Origin of the sequence: Pseudomonas sp. DCB_AW, from assembly GCF_026240895.1 — a bacterium.
GTDB classification, from domain to species: Bacteria; Pseudomonadota; Gammaproteobacteria; order Pseudomonadales; family Pseudomonadaceae; genus Aquipseudomonas; species Aquipseudomonas kermanshahensis.
Genome location: NZ_JAPFCE010000012.1, coordinates 50,583 through 68,855 on the forward strand (window position 1 = coordinate 50,583; position 18,273 = coordinate 68,855).

An 18,273-nucleotide genomic window follows, 5' to 3' on the forward strand; every position below is an offset into this window, starting at 1 on the left:
GGGCTCACACGACCATGAACAGCACAGCAACGAAGATGCTGGCCGCCGAGAAGGTCATGGTCCGCGAGGACCAGGTGTTGAACCATTGTTGAAAGCTGGCGAGGTCACGTTTGAGGGCAGTGGGCTGGCGGGTCCAGGACTGCTTGTCGAGGCGGAAGAACACGTAGATCTTCATCATCGCGCCGACGATCTGGTTGTAATAAAGGATCAGCGGATAGGCCGGCCCGACCTTGTGCCCGGAGCACAGCAGCATCACGGTCAGGATCAGGCGAGTGATGCCGATCCACAGCAGGTACACCAGCAGGAAACCCAGGCCAAACTTGAGGCTGGCGATCACCGCCACGGTCAGGCCCAGCAGGCTGGTCCACATCGACACGCGCTGGTCGAACAGGACGATGCTGGTGAACAGCCCCAGGCGCCGCAGGCCCAGGCCCAGCGCGCGGGAGTTCTGCCGCAGGTTGTTGCCGTACCAGCGGTACATCAGTTTGCGGCTGGCCTTGAGGAAGCTTTTTTCGGGCGGGTGCTCGACGGTGTTGATGGCGGCATCCGGCACGTAGAAGGTGTCGTAGCCCAGGCGCATCAGGCTGAACCAGCTGGACTTGTCGTCACCGGTGAGGAACTTGAAGCGGCCCAGGCGCCAGTGCATCAGCGAGTCGCTTTCGACGTCGGCGATGAACTCGGGGTTGGTCACCACACTGGCGCGGAACATCGACATGCGCCCGGTCATGGTCAGCACGCGCTTGGACAGGGCCATCGAACACATGTTGATGTGGCGCTGGGCGAAGCGCAGCTTGTGCCATTCGCTCATGATGTAGCCGCCGCGCACTTCGCAGAATTCGTTGGTGGTCAGGCCACCGACATTGGGGTAGAGCTTGAACCACGGCACGGTCTTGCAGACCACGCCATCGGCCAGCACGGTGTCGCCGTCGATCACGGCCACCACGGCGTTTTCGTCTGGCAGCATCCGCGAGATGGCGCGAAAACCATAGGCCAGGCCGTCACGCTTGCCGGTGCCGGCGATGCGCACGATGTCCAGCTTGACGTGTGCCGGCGGGTTGTATTTGGCCCACAGGCTTTTCACCAGCAGTTCGTCCGACATCTCCACCAGCGAGCAGACCACGGTGGTGGGGAAGCCGCAGTTGATGGCTTCGCGGATCACCGAGCTGTACACCTGCGCGGTGGTCAGCGCATCGATACGAAAGCTGGTGACCATCAGGTACACGTGGGACGGGTCCGCAGCCTTGCCCAGCTTCTGCACTTTGCGGCGCAGGTACGGGTAGACGGCGTACAGGAAGATCATGCCGCGGATGAAATGGGTGGCGCCCATCGAGTAGCGCCAGATGCCGACTGCGCCGACCAGGAAGATGAAGTGCTTCGACTGCGAGTCGAAGATATCGGCCGGCAGGGCCAGGGCGATCAACATGAGCAGGCTCATGTAGAGCAGCCACCCGGCGCACTGCAACAGCACTGTCTGGAGCCTTTGCATGTTCAGCATCCGTCGCGAAATCAGGGAAGGAAGGGCAGCGCGTGTTCCCTGAGGAGCACCTGCGCTGCCCGGCCAAGGGTGTTACCAGCAGATGCCTTCGGTACGGCTGGTGCCGCAGGTGGCTTTGCTCATGAAGCCCACCAGGTCGATCACCTGTTTGCCTTCCGGCGCTTGCTGGGCAAGGGCGCGGAACTGCTCGTCACGGTTGCCCAGGACGATGATGTCGGCGTTGTCGATGACTTGCTGGAAGTCGGCGTTGAGCAGCGAGGAAACGTGCGGGATCTTCGATTCGATGTAGTCCTTGTTGGCGCCGTGAACACGGGCGTACTGGACGTTCTCGTCGTAGATGCCCAGCTGGTAGCCCTTGCCGATCAGGCGCTCGGCCAGTTCCACCAGCGGGCTTTCACGCAGGTCGTCGGTGCCGGCCTTGAAGCTCAGGCCAAGCAGGGCGACCTTGCGCTTGTCGTGGGCTTCAATCAGCTCGAAGGCGTTCTGCACCTGCGACTCGTTGCTGGCCATCAGCGAATCGAGCAGTGGTGCCCGCACGTCGAGGCTGGCGGCGCGGTAGGTGAGGGCGCGCACGTCCTTTGGCAGGCACGAGCCGCCGAAGGCGAAGCCTGGGCGCATGTAGTACTGCGACAGGTTCAGTACCTTGTCCTGGCAGACCACGTCCATCACGTCGCGACCATCGACCCCGACAGCCTTGGCGATGTTGCCGATCTCGTTGGCGAAGGTGACCTTGGTGGCGTGCCACACGTTGCAGGTGTACTTGATCATCTCGGCCACTTCGATCGGCTTGCGAATGATCGGTGCGTCGAGTTCTTCGTACAGGCTTTGCAGCACGTCGCCGCTGGCGCTGTCCAGTTCACCGATGACCGTCATCGGTGGCTGGTCGTAGTCCTTGATCGCGGTGCTTTCGCGCAGGAACTCAGGGTTGACTGCAACACCGAAGTCGACCCCGGCCTTTTTGCCCGAGCAGTCTTCGAGGATCGGGATCACCACGTTCTTCACGGTGCCCGGCAGCACGGTGCTGCGTACCACGATGGTGTGGCGGCGGGTGGTGTCACGCAGCACGTAGCCGATTTCGCGGCACACCGACTCGATGTACTCAAGGCCCAGGTCGCCGTTCTTCTTGCTGGGCGTACCGACGCAGATCATCGACACATCGCTGGCGCGGATGGCCTCGGCGAAGTCGGTGGTGCCGCGCAGGCGGCCATTGGCGATGCCCTGTTGCAGCAGTGCTTCCAGGCCAGGTTCGACGATGGGCGACTTGCCCTGGTTGATCAGGTCGATCTTGGTGCTGGACACGTCCACACCAATCACTTCATGGCCTCGCGCCGTCAGGCAGCCTGCACAGACCGCCCCTACATAACCCAAACCAAAGATGCTGATACGCATCGCTATCACCTCATGTGTGTTTATCACGCCGGCTCCTTCGGAAAGAGCCGGGCCAGGTTGATTAACAACAGTTTTCGGGCGCACGGGTCCATGGCGAATGCACACTTCGCCGAGCGCAGGCAAAATTATTCCGGAGCGCGAAAAGTTATGCGCTCAAACTTGGCAGTAAAAAGCCATTATTAAAAAACGTGCCTTGGCGTGCAGCCGTCTTTATTGCAATGCGCTACGTGGCGCGCTGCTGTGCTTGTTTTTTCAAGTGGATAAATCCTTTGAAATCAACCACTAGGACGATTTGTAAGGGCGCGTCTCTCCTGCGTGGACAGGGCTCTTGGGGGGTGCCCGTTATACCTGTCGAAGTTGCTGTGGCAGGCAGTGGATACCTGCCGTTGTCATCTGTAAGTCATCTCTCACAGCCCAGGGGCAGGAAAATCGTTACGGCACTATGAGCGATCCGGTATGACAGAAGTTCCTGGCTGGGTTTTGCCCGGATGAAAGATTTCTAAATAATTCTTCAGTGATAAATAGTTTCAATCTGATAGCACTGGGGCGTTTCGTCCCGGTATATAAAGGGCGAGATTGAGGGGGGATGTTTTAATGCCAGTATCGAAAAATATTTTTCAAAAAACGTCAAAAAAGGTACGAACGGTCTTATGGCGTTTGGCGATAAAGGGTGGGTTGGTGGTTTTTTGGCGTCGGGATTGTGGCGTGGTGGCGGTTTGATTCGGGCCTGTGTGGGGGGCGGTTGGTGGCTATTTGCCGTGATGGATTGTGTGGGGGTTGGTGCCTGGCGGGAGATTTTCTGGGGTTTCGAGATCGAGCGCCGCCCGCGCGGCGCATCGCGAGCAACGCTCGCTCCTACGTTTGTGTCGGGCCAGTCACGCCTGTGAAGGCGGCGCGCGACCGCCTCCCACAAGGTTAATTGGCCCGAAACAACTGTAGGAGCAGCCTTGTGCTGCGAAGCGCCGCGGGGCGGCGCTCGGTCTTGAAGCCGCAGATGTCATGTCGGGCAACTGGCTGCCTCTGCCCCAATTTCGGATATGTACCCCCGTATCAAAATAATACTGTTATTACAGTCAGGTTTCGCTGAGCGCTGTAAGTTATTTCTCCGTACAGAGTAATCCTTTCTTTTACGCCATCGCGATTCTTGCTCGCTAAAGCGCCAAATGCTTGAGGCCGTTTGCTAAAGGCTCTTACAAGCTATCAGATCTGTTAGTAGTTTCACGGGTAAAACTTATAAACACTGGCAGGCAATTCGGGGGTGTGCACGGTAAAAGAAGGAGTTAACGATGGAGTGTGATAAACGCACGGCACGGTATTTCTATCAAGGAAATAAGTTGGCTAGCGTAAAAAAGGCTGCACAGGATTGTACAATTTTCCGCGTCGTGAACCAGCCGTTAGCAGAGCGTCGCTCCAGCGGTAGCCTCGTAGGTTTGCTGGCGGTTGATAGGGCAGGGTCTGTAATTCAACACATGCAGAGAAGCGACGGGGAAAATTGTGCCTATTCAGTATATGGGTACGCCCCGCTGCCCAGAGCGCACCTGACCCTGGGGTTCAATGGCGAGCAGCTTGAGCAGAGCACCGATCGCTATTGGTTAGGCCAGGGCTATCGGAAATACGATTCACGGTTAATGCGATTTCTTTCGCCTGACCGAATAAGCCCTTTTGGCGCGGGCGGGCTGAATGCCTATGCTTACTGTACAGGCGATCCTGTTAATTATAGTGACCCTAGCGGGCGCATGAGAGATTGGGTCGCATTTTTGCTTTACAGGAAGAAGCTGGCGAGTATACGTAGTCATCTGAAAATGGTAAAGCGGAGGCTGGATGTTGAAAATGATAAGTATGCCAAGCGATTGGAACGATACAATAAAGATCCGGCTGATGAAAACAAGGACAGGTTATTGAAAACAACGCGTAAGCGTAACGGGGTAGCTGAAGATTTGGCCTACTTTCATGAGCATGAAAAACGCTATAAATATAAAAAGGCGATGGCCCGATACCCAGATCACACTGAAGAAGCACTGCATAAGAAGCTGCTTGATAAGAGAAGCTGGAATATCGATGCTGCAGAGCTTCAGAGAGTAGCTGCAGCGGTACGTAGTAATGAGACAATAGAGGTTGGAGTGAGTGTGCGTGAGATTCGAGGTATTGGATCAGTGTGAGCGTATTGAGAGAAATGTACGAGATCGTCACAAAAGGAGCAGCGAGAGGTTCTGCTCCTTGCATCAAATGTGTCTCTAGACGTCCGGCTGATCCCGCAAAAACACCAGATGGTCCGCCTTCGACTGCTCGGCACTGTAGTAGTACCCCTGCACATCGAACTGCTTCAACTGCTCTGGGTCGCTGATGCGCTGCTCGATCACGAAGCGGCTCATCATCCCGCGGGCTTTCTTGGCGTAGAAGCTGATGATCTTGTACTGGCCGTTCTTGAAGTCCTTGAAATCGACGTTGATCACGCGGGCCTTCAGGGCGCTGCGTTTTACCGCGCTGAAGTACTCATTGCTGGCCAGGTTCAGCAGTACGAGTATCCTATGGGCTGTATTTTCGAAGTGTTATCAATAGGTTGTTGCTTCCGCGGTATTTGTTTCTAGCGTGTTCGCAGGGAGGCATGTGAGAAGTCGTAGTTTCGGAAGGTTTACGTATTTGTTAGAGACGGGAAGATAAAGCGTGTACAAGAGCGAGAGGATCCTTGCACGCCATGTGCGTCAAGCAGCAGAACTTTCGGCGTGTGTGGCAGGCCCGCAAATTTAGGTCGTAGAGGCAGTAGCGTCAAAAATGCAAACGCTTATCCCCGATATCTATCGAATGAGATATAAGGGAGATCTGAGTGGGGAGGGTCTACCGCGTGAAAATTATTGCATGTTAGAATGATTAGAGGTGATGGTCAGAATTTTCTACTGGTAACGATTCCGGAAAAGTTCAGGCAGTCACTTACTCGAATACCTTGAATTTCGCTTAAAGATGATACAGGAGCGAATTTGTATTCTGAGTGTTCGTTGCTTAATGTTATTTTAGAGATGTCATTTAGAGTGCAGCGGAATATGAAGGCCTGTGAGTTGTACTGTTTATGATAATAAACGCCAGTCAGGGCTGCATCGGTGATTGGTTGATTGAGTTCTTCAAAGCATTCTCTGATGAGTGCTTCATGAATTGTTTCTCCAACCTCTAGGGCCCCGCCGGGGAGACCCCATGCAAAATTCCCATAGGTTGCTTTTAATAGGAGTATTTCATTTTTTTCGTTAAGTATTACTGCGTGGGAACTCAAGCGAAAAGTATCGTCAAATGCCATACATTGACCTCTAACCTTTTTGAAATGGTTGCGAGTAGGTTAGTAGTAACCGCTGTATAGTCAAATGAGAAAATGTTTGAAGTTGTAACGAAGGGAGCATGTTCTCTTACGAACAGCTCCCGTCTTCGTGAATAACTTACTCGCCAGGCTGATCCCGCAAAAACACCAGATGATCCGCCTTCGACTGCTCGGCACTGTAGTAGTACCCCTGCACGTCGAACTGCTTCAACTGCTCTGGGTCGCTGATGCGCTGCTCGATCACGAATCGGCTCATCATCCCGCGGGCTTTCTTGGCGTAGAAGCTGATGATCTTGTACTGGCCGTTCTTGAAGTCTTTGAAGTCGACGTTGATCACGCGGGCCTTCAGGGCGCTGCGTTTTACCGCGCTGAAGTACTCATTGCTGGCCAGGTTCAGCAGCACGTCATCACCTTGGTCGGCCAGGGCCTGGTTCAGCCATTCGCTGATGCGCGTGCCCCAGAAGGCATACAGGTCCTTGCCGCGGGCGTTGGCCAGCTTGGTGCCCATTTCCAGGCGGTACGGCTGCATCAGGTCGAGCGGGCGCAGCAGGCCGTAAAGGCCAGAGAGCATGCGCAGGTGGTCCTGGGCGTAGCTGAAGTCGTCTTCGCCAAGGCTCTCGGCATCGAGGCCGGTGTACACGTCACCTTTGAACGCCAGCAACGCTTGCTTGGCGTTGGCCGGTGTGAAGTCTGGGGTCCAGCTGCCGAAACGGGCGGCGTTGAGGCCGGCGAGTTTGTCGGACAGGTGCATCAGTTCACTGATCTGGGCGGGCGACAGCTCGCGCAGTTGCACGATCAGTGCCTGGGAGTCGTCCAGGTACTGGGGGAGGGTGAAACGCTCGGTCACCGGCGGGGTGTCGTAGTCGAGGGTCTTGGCGGGGGAAATCACCGTCAGCATCGGGTCGGCTCCTGGAATCGTTGCCGGGGATTCTACGGGCTGGGCCTGGCAAGTCCAAACTATGCCGACGATAGTCACAGACCATCGCCAAGCCAGGCGCTATAGTGCGCGTTTTGCTGTTGCGGAGCTTCCCACCGTGCGCATTGCATCGGCCTTGCTGGCCACGTTGTTGAGCCTGGCCGTGCAGGCCGCCCCATCACCCCAGGCAAGCCTGGACCGCAGCCTATGGCCCGAGCAGTTGGACAGCCCGGCGCTGTTCGATGTGGCCTCGCGGGCCGAGATCCTCTCGTTCGCCCAGGTGCTGCACGAGAGCGAACTGCTGGACGATGGCGCACTGGCAGCCCGGTTAGGGTTGCGGCAGATCAACCTGCAAAAGGTCCGCCTGGTGCGGGCACGCCTGTGGCAGCGTTTGTGGCAGGGTTATCAACAGGCCCAGCGCAGCTGCGAACAGGATGCTTCGTTCTGCTACCCGGTCACGTCGATGGCGGAATTGCGTACGCAGGCAGCGACGTTCGCTGCAGATGTCGGCACATTTTATACCGGCTGGGTCGAGCCGAGCCATCAGTTCCATGTCCGTTACCTGGATGAGCAGCTGCGCAAGGCAGCCCTGTTGCCGAACACCAGCAGCGAGGTCGAGCGCCTTTCCAACCGGGAACGCAATGGCGATGAGCTCAACGATCGCATGTTCCTGCTGACCTTCGTGGGGGGCCCAGGGCCCGACGGGGGCTATACCGATACCCTCACCCATTACCTGCGCCGGCAAAAGCTTGAAGGCACGTTCTTCGTGCTTGGCAATCGCCTGCAGCAACGCCGTGACGCTGCCACCGTGGAGGCCCTGCGACAGGTCTATCGCGGGCAATGCGTGGGTATTCAGGGCTGGGAGTACCGCTCTCATGCCCAGTGGCAGGGCTGGCAGGATTCGTTGCGGCGCAGCCAGGCGCGGGTGCAGGCTGACCTGCCGGCGCAGTACGTGCCGCTGTTCCGCCCGCCTTATGGCCAGCGTCGGGCCGATGGCGAAGCGTTCATGGCCAGCCAGCAGTTGCAGGTGTCGTTGTGGGATATCGATGCACAGGATGAGGGCCCGTTGAGCGCAGAGGCCTCGGCGCAGCGGGTGCTGACCTTGATGCTGCTGTGGCGCAAGGGGGTGATCCAATTCCACGACAGCCTGCCCAAGGCACAGCCGGCGGTGGAATGGTTGTTGCGCAACACCGCGCAGAGCGGCATTGGCTGGGAGGGCTGCCAGGCTTATGGGCATCGTGAGCAGGGGGACTAATATCTGACTGTAGACCTCACTCGCCCCCTCGCCAACCCCTGTTCGTCAATCGGAAAAATAAACTTCACCTGCGCGTAAAAATGCTTTTTTTAGTCATCGTTTATGCGGTATGAAGAAACCAGACAGCCGAGCCCTGCAGCACAGGTGGCGTCATCCACCGTGTCAGGTTCGCTTCCCGCCCGTAGCAACGCGGATACGGGAAGACCGGCAGTCACTCTGCGGCGCAGCAGACCGCGCCGTGTGGCTTCGACATAAGGTGACCGAGTATGGATGACCAAGGACGCAACCCTTCCTCCAGCAAGCCAATCCTGTATGTGCTCGATACCAACGTCCTGATTCACGACCCCAACGCATTGCTCAACTTCGAGGAGCACCACGTCGCCATTCCGATGACGGTGCTGGAGGAACTCGACAAGCTCAAGACCGGTAAACAAAGCATCGCCGCCGAATGCCGCCAGGCCATTCGCCTGATCGACCAGACCTTAGGTAACGCCTCGCCCAGCGATGTCGAGCAGGGCGTGCCGATCCAGCGCAACAAGAGTGGGCCCAAGGGCTTCCTGTCCATCCTGATGACCCCGCGCAACGAGCCGAACAAGCTGCTGCCGGAAAACCTCAACGACAACATCATCATCAACCAGTTGCTCGAAGTACGGGCCCGGCGCACCGACCTTGACGTGGTGCTGGTCACCAAAGACATCAACATGCGCCTGAAGGCGCGTGCTTGCGGTATCGCGGCCGAGGACTACAGCACCGACCAGTTGGTCGATGACGTGTCGCTGTTGTCCAAGGGCTACCATTCGGTCACCGGCTCGTTCTGGGACCGGGTCAGCAAGGTCGACACCCGCCAGGAACGGGGCCGCACCTGGCATCGTGTGCAAATGATCGACAACTTGCCGGCAGTGCACATCAACGAGTTCATCATCGATGAACAAGGCTTCGTCGGCTGGATCAAGGGCATCCGCGATGATGAACTGCTGCTGCTCGACCTTCACCAGGAACCCCTGTTGCACCAGGAAGCCTGGGGCCTGAAACCGCGAGACATCCATCAGAGCCTGGCCCTGTTCGCCTTGCTCGACCCGGATATCCACCTGGTCAACCTGACCGGCGCCGCTGGCTCGGGCAAGACCATCCTGGCCCTGGCCGCGGCCATCGAGCAGACCATGGTCAGCAAGCGTTACCGGCGCATCATCGCTACCCGCAGCGTGCAGGGGCTGGACCAGGAGATCGGCTTCCTGCCGGGCACCGAAGCGGAGAAGATGGAACCCTGGCTGGGTGCCATCACCGACAACCTCGAAGCCTTGCACATGGATGACGAGAGCACCCACGGCAGCGTCGAGTACATCCTTGAGCGGGTGCCGCTGCAGTTCAAGTCGCTGAACTACATTCGCGGTCGCAGCTTCCAGCAGAGCCTGATCCTGATCGACGAGTGCCAGAACCTCACGCCGCACCAGATGAAAACCATCATCACCCGTGCCGGTTCCGGTTCCAAGGTGGTCTGCCTGGGCAACCTGGCGCAGATCGATACCCCTTACCTGTCCGCGACCAGCTCGGGCCTGACCTACCTGACCGAGCGCTTCAAGGACTTCCCCCATGGCGTGCACATCACCCTGCAGGGTGTGCCACGGTCGGTACTGGCCGAGTACGCCGAGTCGCATCTGTAACCCACCCAGCCGGGCGGTACGCCGCCCGGCCTCTTCGCGGGGCAAGCCCGCTCCCACAGTAGATCCACTCGATTCAAGGCCAGTGGAGATCCTGTGGGAGCGGGCTTGCCCCGCGAAGAGGCCAGCACCGACAGTACATGCCACTGCTCAAACCTGACCCACAGGTTTACACTCTGTGTTCCCTTCACAGGAGCAGAGCAGTGCTGACACATCTTGATTCCCAGGGGCGGGCCAACATGGTCGACGTCACTGAAAAGGCCGTGACCGAGCGCGAGGCGATTGCCGAGGCGCGGGTGCGCATGTTGCCGCAGACCTTGCAGATGATCGTCGACGGTGAGCACCCCAAGGGCGATGTGTTCGCCGTGGCGCGCATTGCCGGTATCCAGGCGGCGAAAAAAACCAGCGACCTGATCCCGCTGTGCCATCCGCTGATGCTGACCAGCGTCAAGGTCGAGCTCAGCGCCGAAGGGCAGGACGCAGTGCGCATCGTCGCCCGCTGCAAGCTGGCCGGCCAGACAGGCGTCGAGATGGAGGCACTGACCGCTGCCAGCGTTGCCGCACTGACGATCTACGACATGTGCAAGGCCGTGGACAAGGGCATGGTGATCGAGCAGGTGCGCCTGCTGGAAAAACTCGGCGGCAAGAGCGGCCACTACAAGGTGGACGCGTAATGAAGGTCAAGGTGATGTATTTCGCCCGTTACCGGGAATTGCTCGGGCTCGATGCCGAACGTGTGGAAGGTGACTTCGCGGTGATCGACGATGTGCGCAAGGCGCTGGTGGCCAAGGGCGGGCAATATGAATTGCTGGCGGAGCAGAACCTGATGTGCGCGCGCAACGAAGAGCTGTGCCGGCTCGACGAGCCGCTGCAAGAGGGCGACGAAGTGGCGTTCTTCCCACCGGTGACCGGAGGCTGAGCATGACGGTGCGAGTGCAGCACGGGGCGTTTGACCCGGGTGTCGAGGTCAATGCCATGCATGCCGCGAATGTCGGCGTGGGCGCGGTGGTCGGGTTTGTCGGCTACGTGCGTGATTTCAATGATGGCCGCGAGGTGGCCGGGATGTTCCTTGAGCACTACCCGGGGATGACCGAGAAGGCGTTGGCCAAGATCGTGGTCGAGGCCGAGCAGCGCTGGCCCTTGCTCAAGGTCGAGGTGTTGCACCGGATTGGCGCGTTGGAGCCTGGCGAACCGATCGTTTTCGTCGGTGTGGCCAGTGCCCATCGGCAGGCGGCGTTCGATGCCTGCAACTTCATCATGGATTACCTGAAGACCCGGGCGCCGTTCTGGAAGAAGGAAAACACCCAGGACGGGCCGCGCTGGGTGGAAGGGAAGCAGAGTGACCAGGATGCGGCGGGGCGCTGGTTAGCCGATCGGTGTACTTCGGAAGCAGCACGGCCTCTGTAGGAGCAGCCTTGTGCTGCGAAAGGGCCAGTGCTAACACCAACGATGACTGTGTTGTCACCGGCCTCTTCGCAGCACAAGGCTGCTCCTACAGAGATCGCGAATTACCTGGGCTCTGCGTGCCTCAATGATGCTTGCGCGGCACCGGCTTGAGCAGCTCATCCGGCGGCATCTCGCATTTGATCTTGCGCCCCAGCAGCTCTTCGATCGCCGGCAGTTGGTAGGAATCGTCCTCGCCGGCAAAGCTGATCGACACGCCACTGGTCCCCGCGCGGCCGGTACGGCCGATGCGGTGAACATAGTCATCGGCATCTTCGGGCAGGGTGAAGTTGATCACGTGGCTGATGCCATCGATATGGATACCGCGGCCCGCCACGTCGGTGGCCACCAGCACGGTAATCCGGCCTTCACGGAAGCTCTCCAGCGTACGAATGCGCTTGTGCTGCGGCACGTCACCCGACAGTTGGGCGGCGTTGATGCCGTCGCGCACCAGCTTCTCTTCGATACGCCGTACTTCATCTTTGCGGTTGGCGAACACCATCACCCGTTCCCACTTGTTCTGGGTCACCAGGTTGTACAGCAGCTTGTACTTGTCGCTGCCGGCCACCGCGTAGACGTGCTGCTCGACCGTCTCGCTGGCGACGTTTTCTGGCTCGATCTCGACGATGGCGGGGTTGGTGGTCCACTGCTTGGCCAGGTTCATCACGTCTTCGGTGAAGGTGGCGGAGAACAGCAGCGTCTGGCGTTCGCTTTTCGGCGGGGTCTGGCGAATGATCTGACGTACCTGTGGGATAAAGCCCATGTCGAGCATGCGGTCGGCTTCGTCCAGCACCATCACTTCGACCATGTCCAGGTGCACTTCACCGCGCTGGTTGAAGTCCAGCAGGCGGCCCGGCGTGGCGACCAGGATGTCGCAATGACGCGCTTCCAGGGCCTTGAGCTGCTTGTCGAAGTCCATGCCACCGACAAAGCTCATGACGTTCAGGCCGGTGTACTTGGTCAGGGCGGCGGCGTCCTTGGCGATCTGCACCACCAGTTCGCGGGTTGGCGCGATGATCAGCGCGCGCGGTTCGCCCATGAAGCGTTCTTTGGGCGGCGGCGTCTGCTGCAGCTGGGAAATGATCGAGATCAGGAACGCGGCGGTCTTGCCGGTGCCGGTCTGGGCCCGGCCGATAGCATCCTGGCCGCGCAGGGTGTAACCCAATACCTGCGCCTGAATCGGCGTGCAGTAGGGGAAGCCCAGGTCGTGGATCGCGTGCATCACTTCACTGGACAGCTTGAAGTCGTGGAAGCGGGTTTTACCTTCCTGCGGCTCTACCGCGAAATCTTCCAGCTTCCACAGGCTGGCCTGCGGCTTTGGCTTGCGTTCGCGGCGCGGTTTGTCCTTGGCCGGTTTGTCGGTGGCGGCAGGCGCTTGGGCCTCAGGGCTGGCGTCGGCGAGTGTTGGGGCCGGCTGAGGCGCTGGCTGAGACTGGGGCTGAGCCACAGCAGCGGGAGCAGGCGCGGGCGTTTTCACGCTGGCAGCGGGATCGACGGCCTGAGGCGCGGCGTCTCCTTTGCCGAATATTTTTTTGAGTGCCTTGAGCACGATCGTCTCATCAACTGGTTAAGGAATGTACGCCGGGCAGTGTAAAGCAAGAACTGGACACGGCGTAGCGGAATACACCTACAACGACGGGCGAGCCTGGCTTATTGCAATTGCTTGCTCAACCAGTCGTGGATATCGCTCAGTTCCTCGATGGCCACTTCATGCTCCATCGGGTACTCGTGCCATTGGGCGGCAACACCCCAAGTATTCAGGTATTCGAAGGCCGTGCGCCCCATCGAAGGGATCACCACCGGGTCGTGCACGCCATGCAGGCACAGGGCCGGGGTGCGTTGCTGGCAGGCGCTGAGTTCGTGGGCATCGTTGAAGGTTGGCGCGTAGGTGGACAGCGCGATCACCCCGCCAAGGGCTTCTTGCCACTTTATATAAGCCGTGTGCAGCACCACGGCGCCACCTTGGGAGAAACCGGCCAGGAAAATCCGCGACAGATTGATGCCCTTGGCCTGTTCGGCCTTGATCAGGGCGATCACCTGGTCGGCCGATTCCTCCAGTTGCGCCTCGTCGATGGCGCGCGCTGGGGTCATGGCCTTGATGTCATACCAGCTGGGCATGGCATAGCCGCCATTGATGGTGACTGGGCGGGTAGGGGCCTGGGGCATGATGAACCGGGTACTGAGCAGTCGTTCCTGCATGAATTCGGCAACCGGTAGGAAGTCGTAACGGTCGGCGCCCAGGCCGTGCAACCAGATCACACAGGCGTCGGCGGTTTTCTGCGGTTCGAGAATCAGCGGGTTGGTCATGACTGCTCCGAAAGTGTGCGTGTCTTGTTTTCGTGTGCGTAAAAAGAAGGCGCTGCAAATGATTGTCGGAAAAAGAATGTCGCAACGATACAACTTTCCCTACTTGACGAGCGCTTAAACGCTTTAGCCGTCAACTGTGGTACGCCCTTTGCTATGAATCATTCGATGCAAGGGTCAGGCCGTGACGGTAACACCCTTTGCACGTGAAGGCTGTCATAGAACAGCCCATTGCGCCATTGACCCAATAACAAGCCAACACGGGTCGGATACGCCTCAAAAGGGTGCGGTGCAATTCCGGCTCGGTACAACAAGAGCGATTTGGAGGTTGTGAATGAAGATGTTGAAAACCACCCTGGCAGTCCTGACCGCTGCCGCTGCGCTGGGCGCTGTGACAACCGCCCAGGCCGGCGCCACGCTTGATGCGGTAAAGAAGAAGGGCTTCGTCCAGTGTGGCGTGAGCGACGGTCTTCCAGGCTTCTCGGTACCTGATGCGCAAGGCAAGATCGTCGGTATCGACGCCGATGTCTGCCGCGCCGTCGCTGCCGCCGTGTTCGGCGATGCGACCAAGGTCAAGTTCAGCCAGCTCAACGCCAAGGAACGCTTCACTGCGCTGCAGTCTGGCGAAGTCGACGTGCTGTCGCGCAACACCACCTGGACCAGCTCGCGCGATGCCGGCATGGGCCTGGTGTTCGCCGGTGTCACCTACTATGACGGCGTCGGCTTCCTGGTCAACAAGAAGCTGGGGGTTTCCAGTGCCAAAGAGCTCGATGGCGCGACCATCTGCATCCAGGCCGGTACCACCACCGAGCTGAACGTTTCCGACTACTTCCGCGCCAATAACCTGAAGTACACCCCGATCACCTTCGACACCTCCGACGAAAGCGCCAAGTCGCTGGAGTCCGGCCGTTGCGACGTGCTGACCTCGGACAAGTCGCAGCTGTTCGCCCAGCGTTCCAAGCTGGCCGCGCCGACCGACTACGTGGTGCTGCCGGAAACCATCTCCAAGGAACCCTTGGGCCCGGTGGTACGCAAGGGCGACGAAGAATGGTTCAGCATCGTCAAGTGGACCCTGTTCGCCATGCTCAACGCCGAAGAGGCCGGCATCACTTCGAAGAACGTCGAGGCTGAGGCCAAATCCACCAAGAACCCGGACAACGCCCGCCTGCTTGGCGCTGACGGCGAGTACGGCAAAGACCTCAAGCTGCCCAAAGACTGGGTAGTCCAGATCGTCAAGCAAGTGGGCAACTATGGCGAAGTGTTCGAGAAGAACCTGGGCCAGAGCACTGACTTGAAGATCGACCGTGGCATGAACGCCCTGTGGAACAACGGCGGCATCCAGTACGCGCCACCTGTGCGCTGATGGCTGCACCCTGCGGCGGCATCCCGCCGCCGCAGGCTGTTCGAATCCCTACTGTCCGGGGCACTTCATGCAAAATCGAATCGGCGCACAAAAGGGGCTATCCCTGAACGATCCGCGTGTGCGCGCGTGGTTGTTCCAGGTTCTCACGATCGTCTTCGTGGTGGGCCTGGGCTGGTACCTGTTCCACAACACGCAAACCAACCTGCAACACCGGGGCATCACCTCGGGCTTCGACTTCCTCGACCGCAGTGCCGGCTTCGGCATCGCCCAGCACCTGATTCCTTATGTGGAATCCGACAGCTACGCGCGGGTGTTCGTCATCGGCCTGCTCAACACGCTGCTGGTGACGTTCATCGGCGTCATCCTGGCGACCGTTTTGGGGTTCATCATCGGTGTGGCACGGCTTTCACCGAACTGGATGATCAACAAACTGGCGACCGTGTATGTGGAGACGTTTCGCAACATTCCGCCTTTGCTGCAGATTCTGTTCTGGTATTTCGCGGTGTTCCTGACCCTGCCAGGGCCGCGGGGCAGCATCAACATCAACGACCTGTTCTTCATCAGCAACCGGGGCCTGAACATGCCCGGCGCCTCGATGGCCGATGGCTTCTGGCCGTTTGTCATTGCCCTGGCGCTGGCGATCGCGGCCATCGTGGTGATGGTGCGTGTTGCCAACAAACGCTTCAACGAGACCGGTGAGCCGTTTCACAAGTTCTGGGTGGGGCTGGCGCTGTTCATTGCCATCCCTGGCCTCTGCGTGCTGCTGTTCGGCAGCCCCGTGCACTGGGAAGTGCCGCAGTTGAAGGGCTTCAACTTCGTCGGTGGCTGGGTGCTGATCCCCGAACTGCTGGCATTGACCCTGGCGCTGACGATCTATACCGCGGCGTTCATTGCCGAAATCGTGCGCTCCGGTATCCGTTCGGTCAGCCATGGCCAAACTGAAGCTGCGCGTTCGCTGGGCCTGCGCGAGGGCCCGACCCTGCGCAAGGTGATCATCCCCCAGGCACTGCGGGTGATCATTCCGCCGCTGACCAGCCAGTACCTGAACCTGGCGAAGAACTCGTCGCTGGCGGCCGGTATCGGCTACCCAGAGATGGTCTCGCTGTTCGCCGGTACGGTGCTCAACCAGACCGGCCAGGCCATCGAGGTGATTGCCATCACCATGAGTGTCTATCTCGCCATCAGCATCAGCATTTCGCTGCTGATGAACTGGTACAACAAGCGCATTGCGCTGATCGAGCGGTGAGGATACGCCCGTGAATGCTCACGTTTTCAAACCTGACATGCCGCCACCGGTGAAGACCGTCGGCGTGCTCGCATGGATGCGTGCCAACCTGTTCTCCAGCTGGCTCAATACCCTGCTAACCCTGTTCGCCCTTTATTTGGTGTGGCTGATCGTACCGCCTTTGCTGCAGTGGGCGCTGATTGATGCCAACTGGGTCGGCACCACCCGCGCAGACTGCACCAAGGAGGGCGCCTGCTGGGTGTTCGTGCAGCAGCGCTTTGGCCAGTTCATGTACGGCTACTACCCGACGGAACTGCGCTGGCGCGTGGACCTGACCGTGTGGCTGGCCGTGCTCGGCGCCGCGCCGCTGTTCATCAAGCGCTTCCCGCGCAAGGCCGTGTATGGCCTGGGCTTCCTGGTGCTGTACCCGGTTCTCGCCTACACCCTGCTGCATGGCGGCTACCTGGGCCTGGAAAGCGTGCCGACTAGCCAGTGGGGCGGGCTGATGCTGACCCTGGTGATCGCCACCGTGGGTATCGTCGGTGCGTTGCCGCTGGGCATCCTGCTGGCATTGGGGCGGCGTTCGCGGATGCCGGCGGTGAAGGTGGTCTGCGTGACCTTCATCGAGTTCTGGCGCGGCGTACCGTTGATCACCGTGCTGTTCATGTCCTCGGTGATGCTGCCGCTGTTCCTGCCCGAAGGCATGAGCTTCGACAAGCTGCTGCGGGCGATGATCGGCGTGATCCTGTTCCAGTCGGCGTACATCGCCGAGGTGGTGCGCGGTGGCCTGCAGGCGATCCCCAAGGGGCAATACGAAGCGGCTGCGGCCATGGGCCTGGGCTACTGGCGGTCGATGGGCCTGGTGATCCTGCCCCAGGCGCTGAAGCTGGTGATCCCCGGCATCGTCAACACCTTCATTGCCCTGTTCAAGGACACCAGCCTGGTCATCATCATCGGCCTGTTCGACCTGCTCAACAGCGTCAAGCAAGCGGCGGCCGACCCGGCCTGGCTGGGCATGGCCACCGAGGGCTACGTGTTCGCTGCGCTGGTTTTCTGGATTTTCTGTTTCGGTATGTCCCGCTACTCCATGCACCTGGAGCGCAAGCTGGACACTGGCCACAAGCGTTAGGAGTTTCGAAATGAGTGAAGCGATCAAGCAGCCTGCTGGCCCCGAAGGCATCATCCAGATGCAGGGTGTGAACAAATGGTACGGCCAGTTCCATGTGCTCAAGGACATCAACCTGAATGTGCGCCAGGGCGAGCGCATCGTGCTGTGCGGGCCATCCGGGTCGGGCAAGTCGACCACCATCCGCTGCCTTAACCGGCTTGAAGAGCACCAGCAGGGGCGCATCGTCGTCGATGGCGTCGAGCTGACCAACGACCTCAAGCAGATCGAGGCGATCCGCCGTGAGGTGGGCATGGTGTTCCAGCACTTCAACCTGTTCCCGCACCTGAGCATTCTGGAAAACTGCACACTGGCGCCGATGTGGGTGCGCAAGATGCCGCGGCGCAAGGCCGAGGAAATCGCCATGCATTATCTGGAGCGGGTGCGGATCCCTGAGCAGGCGCACAAGTACCCGGGGCAGTTGTCGGGTGGCCAACAGCAGCGTGTGGCGATTGCCCGGGCGCTGTGCATGAAACCGAAGATCATGCTGTTCGACGAGCCGACGTCGGCGCTCGACCCAGAGATGGTCAAGGAAGTGCTCGATACCATGGTGGGCCTGGCCGAGGATGGTATGACCATGCTCTGTGTCACCCACGAGATGGGCTTTGCCCGCACCGTGGCGAACCGGGTGATCTTCATGGACAAGGGGGAGATTGTGGAGCAGGCGGCGCCGGATGATTTCTTCGACCGGCCGCGCAGTGATCGGACCAAGTTGTTCTTGAGTCAGATTTTGCATTGATGCTGGTGGGGCCGCTT

The 18,273-nt window shown here is 59.4% G+C and carries 16 protein-coding genes and 1 pseudogene; 10 read left to right on the plus strand and 7 right to left on the minus strand.

Annotated features, from left to right (window positions below):
* Positions 1-4: 4 nt before the first annotated feature.
* A complete protein-coding gene (locus OO306_RS10085) occupies positions 5-1,486 on the minus strand; it encodes a glycosyltransferase family 2 protein (protein ID WP_172960386.1) in 1,482 nt (493 codons plus the stop codon).
* Between the two features lie 81 nt (positions 1,487-1,567).
* On the minus strand, positions 1,568-2,884 hold the full coding sequence (locus OO306_RS10090) for a nucleotide sugar dehydrogenase (protein ID WP_027595311.1): 1,317 nt from the start codon (positions 2,882-2,884) through the stop codon (positions 1,568-1,570).
* A gap of 1,286 nt (positions 2,885-4,170) precedes the next feature.
* Here OO306_RS10090 and OO306_RS10095 point away from each other — a divergent pair.
* Positions 4,171-5,043 carry an RHS repeat-associated core domain-containing protein gene (locus OO306_RS10095; protein WP_265968550.1) on the plus strand — a complete coding sequence of 291 codons (873 nt, stop codon included), beginning with the start codon at positions 4,171-4,173 and terminating at the stop codon, positions 5,041-5,043.
* Between the two features lie 75 nt (positions 5,044-5,118).
* Here the strand turns inward: OO306_RS10095 and OO306_RS10100 are convergent.
* From OO306_RS10100 to yaaA, 3 genes and pseudogenes are all read right to left on the minus strand, one after another.
* A pseudogene (locus tag OO306_RS10100) lies at positions 5,119-5,403 on the minus strand (YaaA family protein); the annotation flags it as partial.
* 362 nt (positions 5,404-5,765) lie between these two features.
* Positions 5,766-6,170, minus strand: coding sequence for an NUDIX hydrolase (locus OO306_RS10105; protein WP_265968551.1), 405 nt, complete (start codon positions 6,168-6,170; stop codon positions 5,766-5,768).
* A 136-nt stretch (positions 6,171-6,306) separates the two neighbouring features.
* Positions 6,307-7,086: a peroxide stress protein YaaA gene (gene yaaA, locus OO306_RS10110; RefSeq protein ID WP_265968552.1), complete on the minus strand. Its 780-nt coding sequence runs from the start codon at positions 7,084-7,086 to the stop codon at positions 6,307-6,309.
* Positions 7,087-7,222: 136 nt separating this feature from the next.
* Here yaaA and OO306_RS10115 point away from each other — a divergent pair, with 136 nt between their 5' ends.
* The 5 genes from OO306_RS10115 (at position 7,223) to moaE (ending at position 11,424) form a co-directional block, all read left to right on the plus strand.
* Positions 7,223-8,359, plus strand: coding sequence for a polysaccharide deacetylase family protein (locus tag OO306_RS10115; RefSeq protein ID WP_265968553.1), 1,137 nt, complete (start codon positions 7,223-7,225; stop codon positions 8,357-8,359).
* Positions 8,360-8,625: 266 nt separating this feature from the next.
* Entirely contained in the window at positions 8,626-10,020 is a 1,395-nt protein-coding gene (locus OO306_RS10120; RefSeq protein ID WP_027595314.1) for a PhoH family protein, read from the plus strand.
* A 200-nt stretch (positions 10,021-10,220) separates the two neighbouring features.
* Positions 10,221-10,691 (plus strand): cyclic pyranopterin monophosphate synthase MoaC, encoded by a 471-nt coding sequence (gene moaC / locus OO306_RS10125; protein ID WP_027595315.1) that lies wholly within the window; start codon positions 10,221-10,223, stop codon positions 10,689-10,691.
* A complete protein-coding gene (gene moaD, locus OO306_RS10130; protein ID WP_099430383.1) occupies positions 10,691-10,936 on the plus strand; it encodes a molybdopterin converting factor subunit 1 in 246 nt (81 codons plus the stop codon). The genes moaC and moaD overlap by 1 nt, the downstream gene beginning before the upstream one ends.
* Positions 10,937-10,938: 2 nt before the next feature.
* Positions 10,939-11,424, plus strand: coding sequence for a molybdopterin synthase catalytic subunit MoaE (moaE, locus tag OO306_RS10135; RefSeq protein WP_265968554.1), 486 nt, complete (start codon positions 10,939-10,941; stop codon positions 11,422-11,424).
* A gap of 121 nt (positions 11,425-11,545) precedes the next feature.
* Here the strand turns inward: moaE and rhlB are convergent, their stop codons facing one another.
* Positions 11,546-13,009, minus strand: a complete 1,464-nt coding sequence (gene rhlB, locus OO306_RS10140; protein ID WP_265968555.1) for an ATP-dependent RNA helicase RhlB — start codon at positions 13,007-13,009, stop codon at positions 11,546-11,548.
* Between the two features lie 101 nt (positions 13,010-13,110).
* Positions 13,111-13,767 carry an alpha/beta hydrolase gene (locus OO306_RS10145; protein ID WP_099455253.1) on the minus strand — a complete coding sequence of 219 codons (657 nt, stop codon included), beginning with the start codon at positions 13,765-13,767 and terminating at the stop codon, positions 13,111-13,113.
* A 331-nt stretch (positions 13,768-14,098) separates the two neighbouring features.
* On the opposite strand from OO306_RS10145, the gene OO306_RS10150 reads away from it, so the two are divergent.
* The 4 genes from OO306_RS10150 (at position 14,099) to OO306_RS10165 (ending at position 18,256) form a co-directional block, all read left to right on the plus strand.
* Positions 14,099-15,127 carry an amino acid ABC transporter substrate-binding protein gene (locus OO306_RS10150; RefSeq protein WP_027595320.1) on the plus strand — a complete coding sequence of 343 codons (1,029 nt, stop codon included), beginning with the start codon at positions 14,099-14,101 and terminating at the stop codon, positions 15,125-15,127.
* A 67-nt stretch (positions 15,128-15,194) separates the two neighbouring features.
* Positions 15,195-16,373, plus strand: a complete 1,179-nt coding sequence (locus tag OO306_RS10155) for an amino acid ABC transporter permease (protein ID WP_099455252.1) — start codon at positions 15,195-15,197, stop codon at positions 16,371-16,373.
* A 10-nt stretch (positions 16,374-16,383) separates the two neighbouring features.
* Complete coding sequence (locus OO306_RS10160; protein ID WP_265968556.1) at positions 16,384-17,481, plus strand: amino acid ABC transporter permease; 1,098 nt, start codon at positions 16,384-16,386, stop codon at positions 17,479-17,481.
* A 10-nt stretch (positions 17,482-17,491) separates the two neighbouring features.
* Positions 17,492-18,256, plus strand: a complete 765-nt coding sequence (locus tag OO306_RS10165; RefSeq protein WP_003251792.1) for an amino acid ABC transporter ATP-binding protein — start codon at positions 17,492-17,494, stop codon at positions 18,254-18,256.
* The last annotated feature ends 17 nt before the right edge of the window (positions 18,257-18,273 follow it).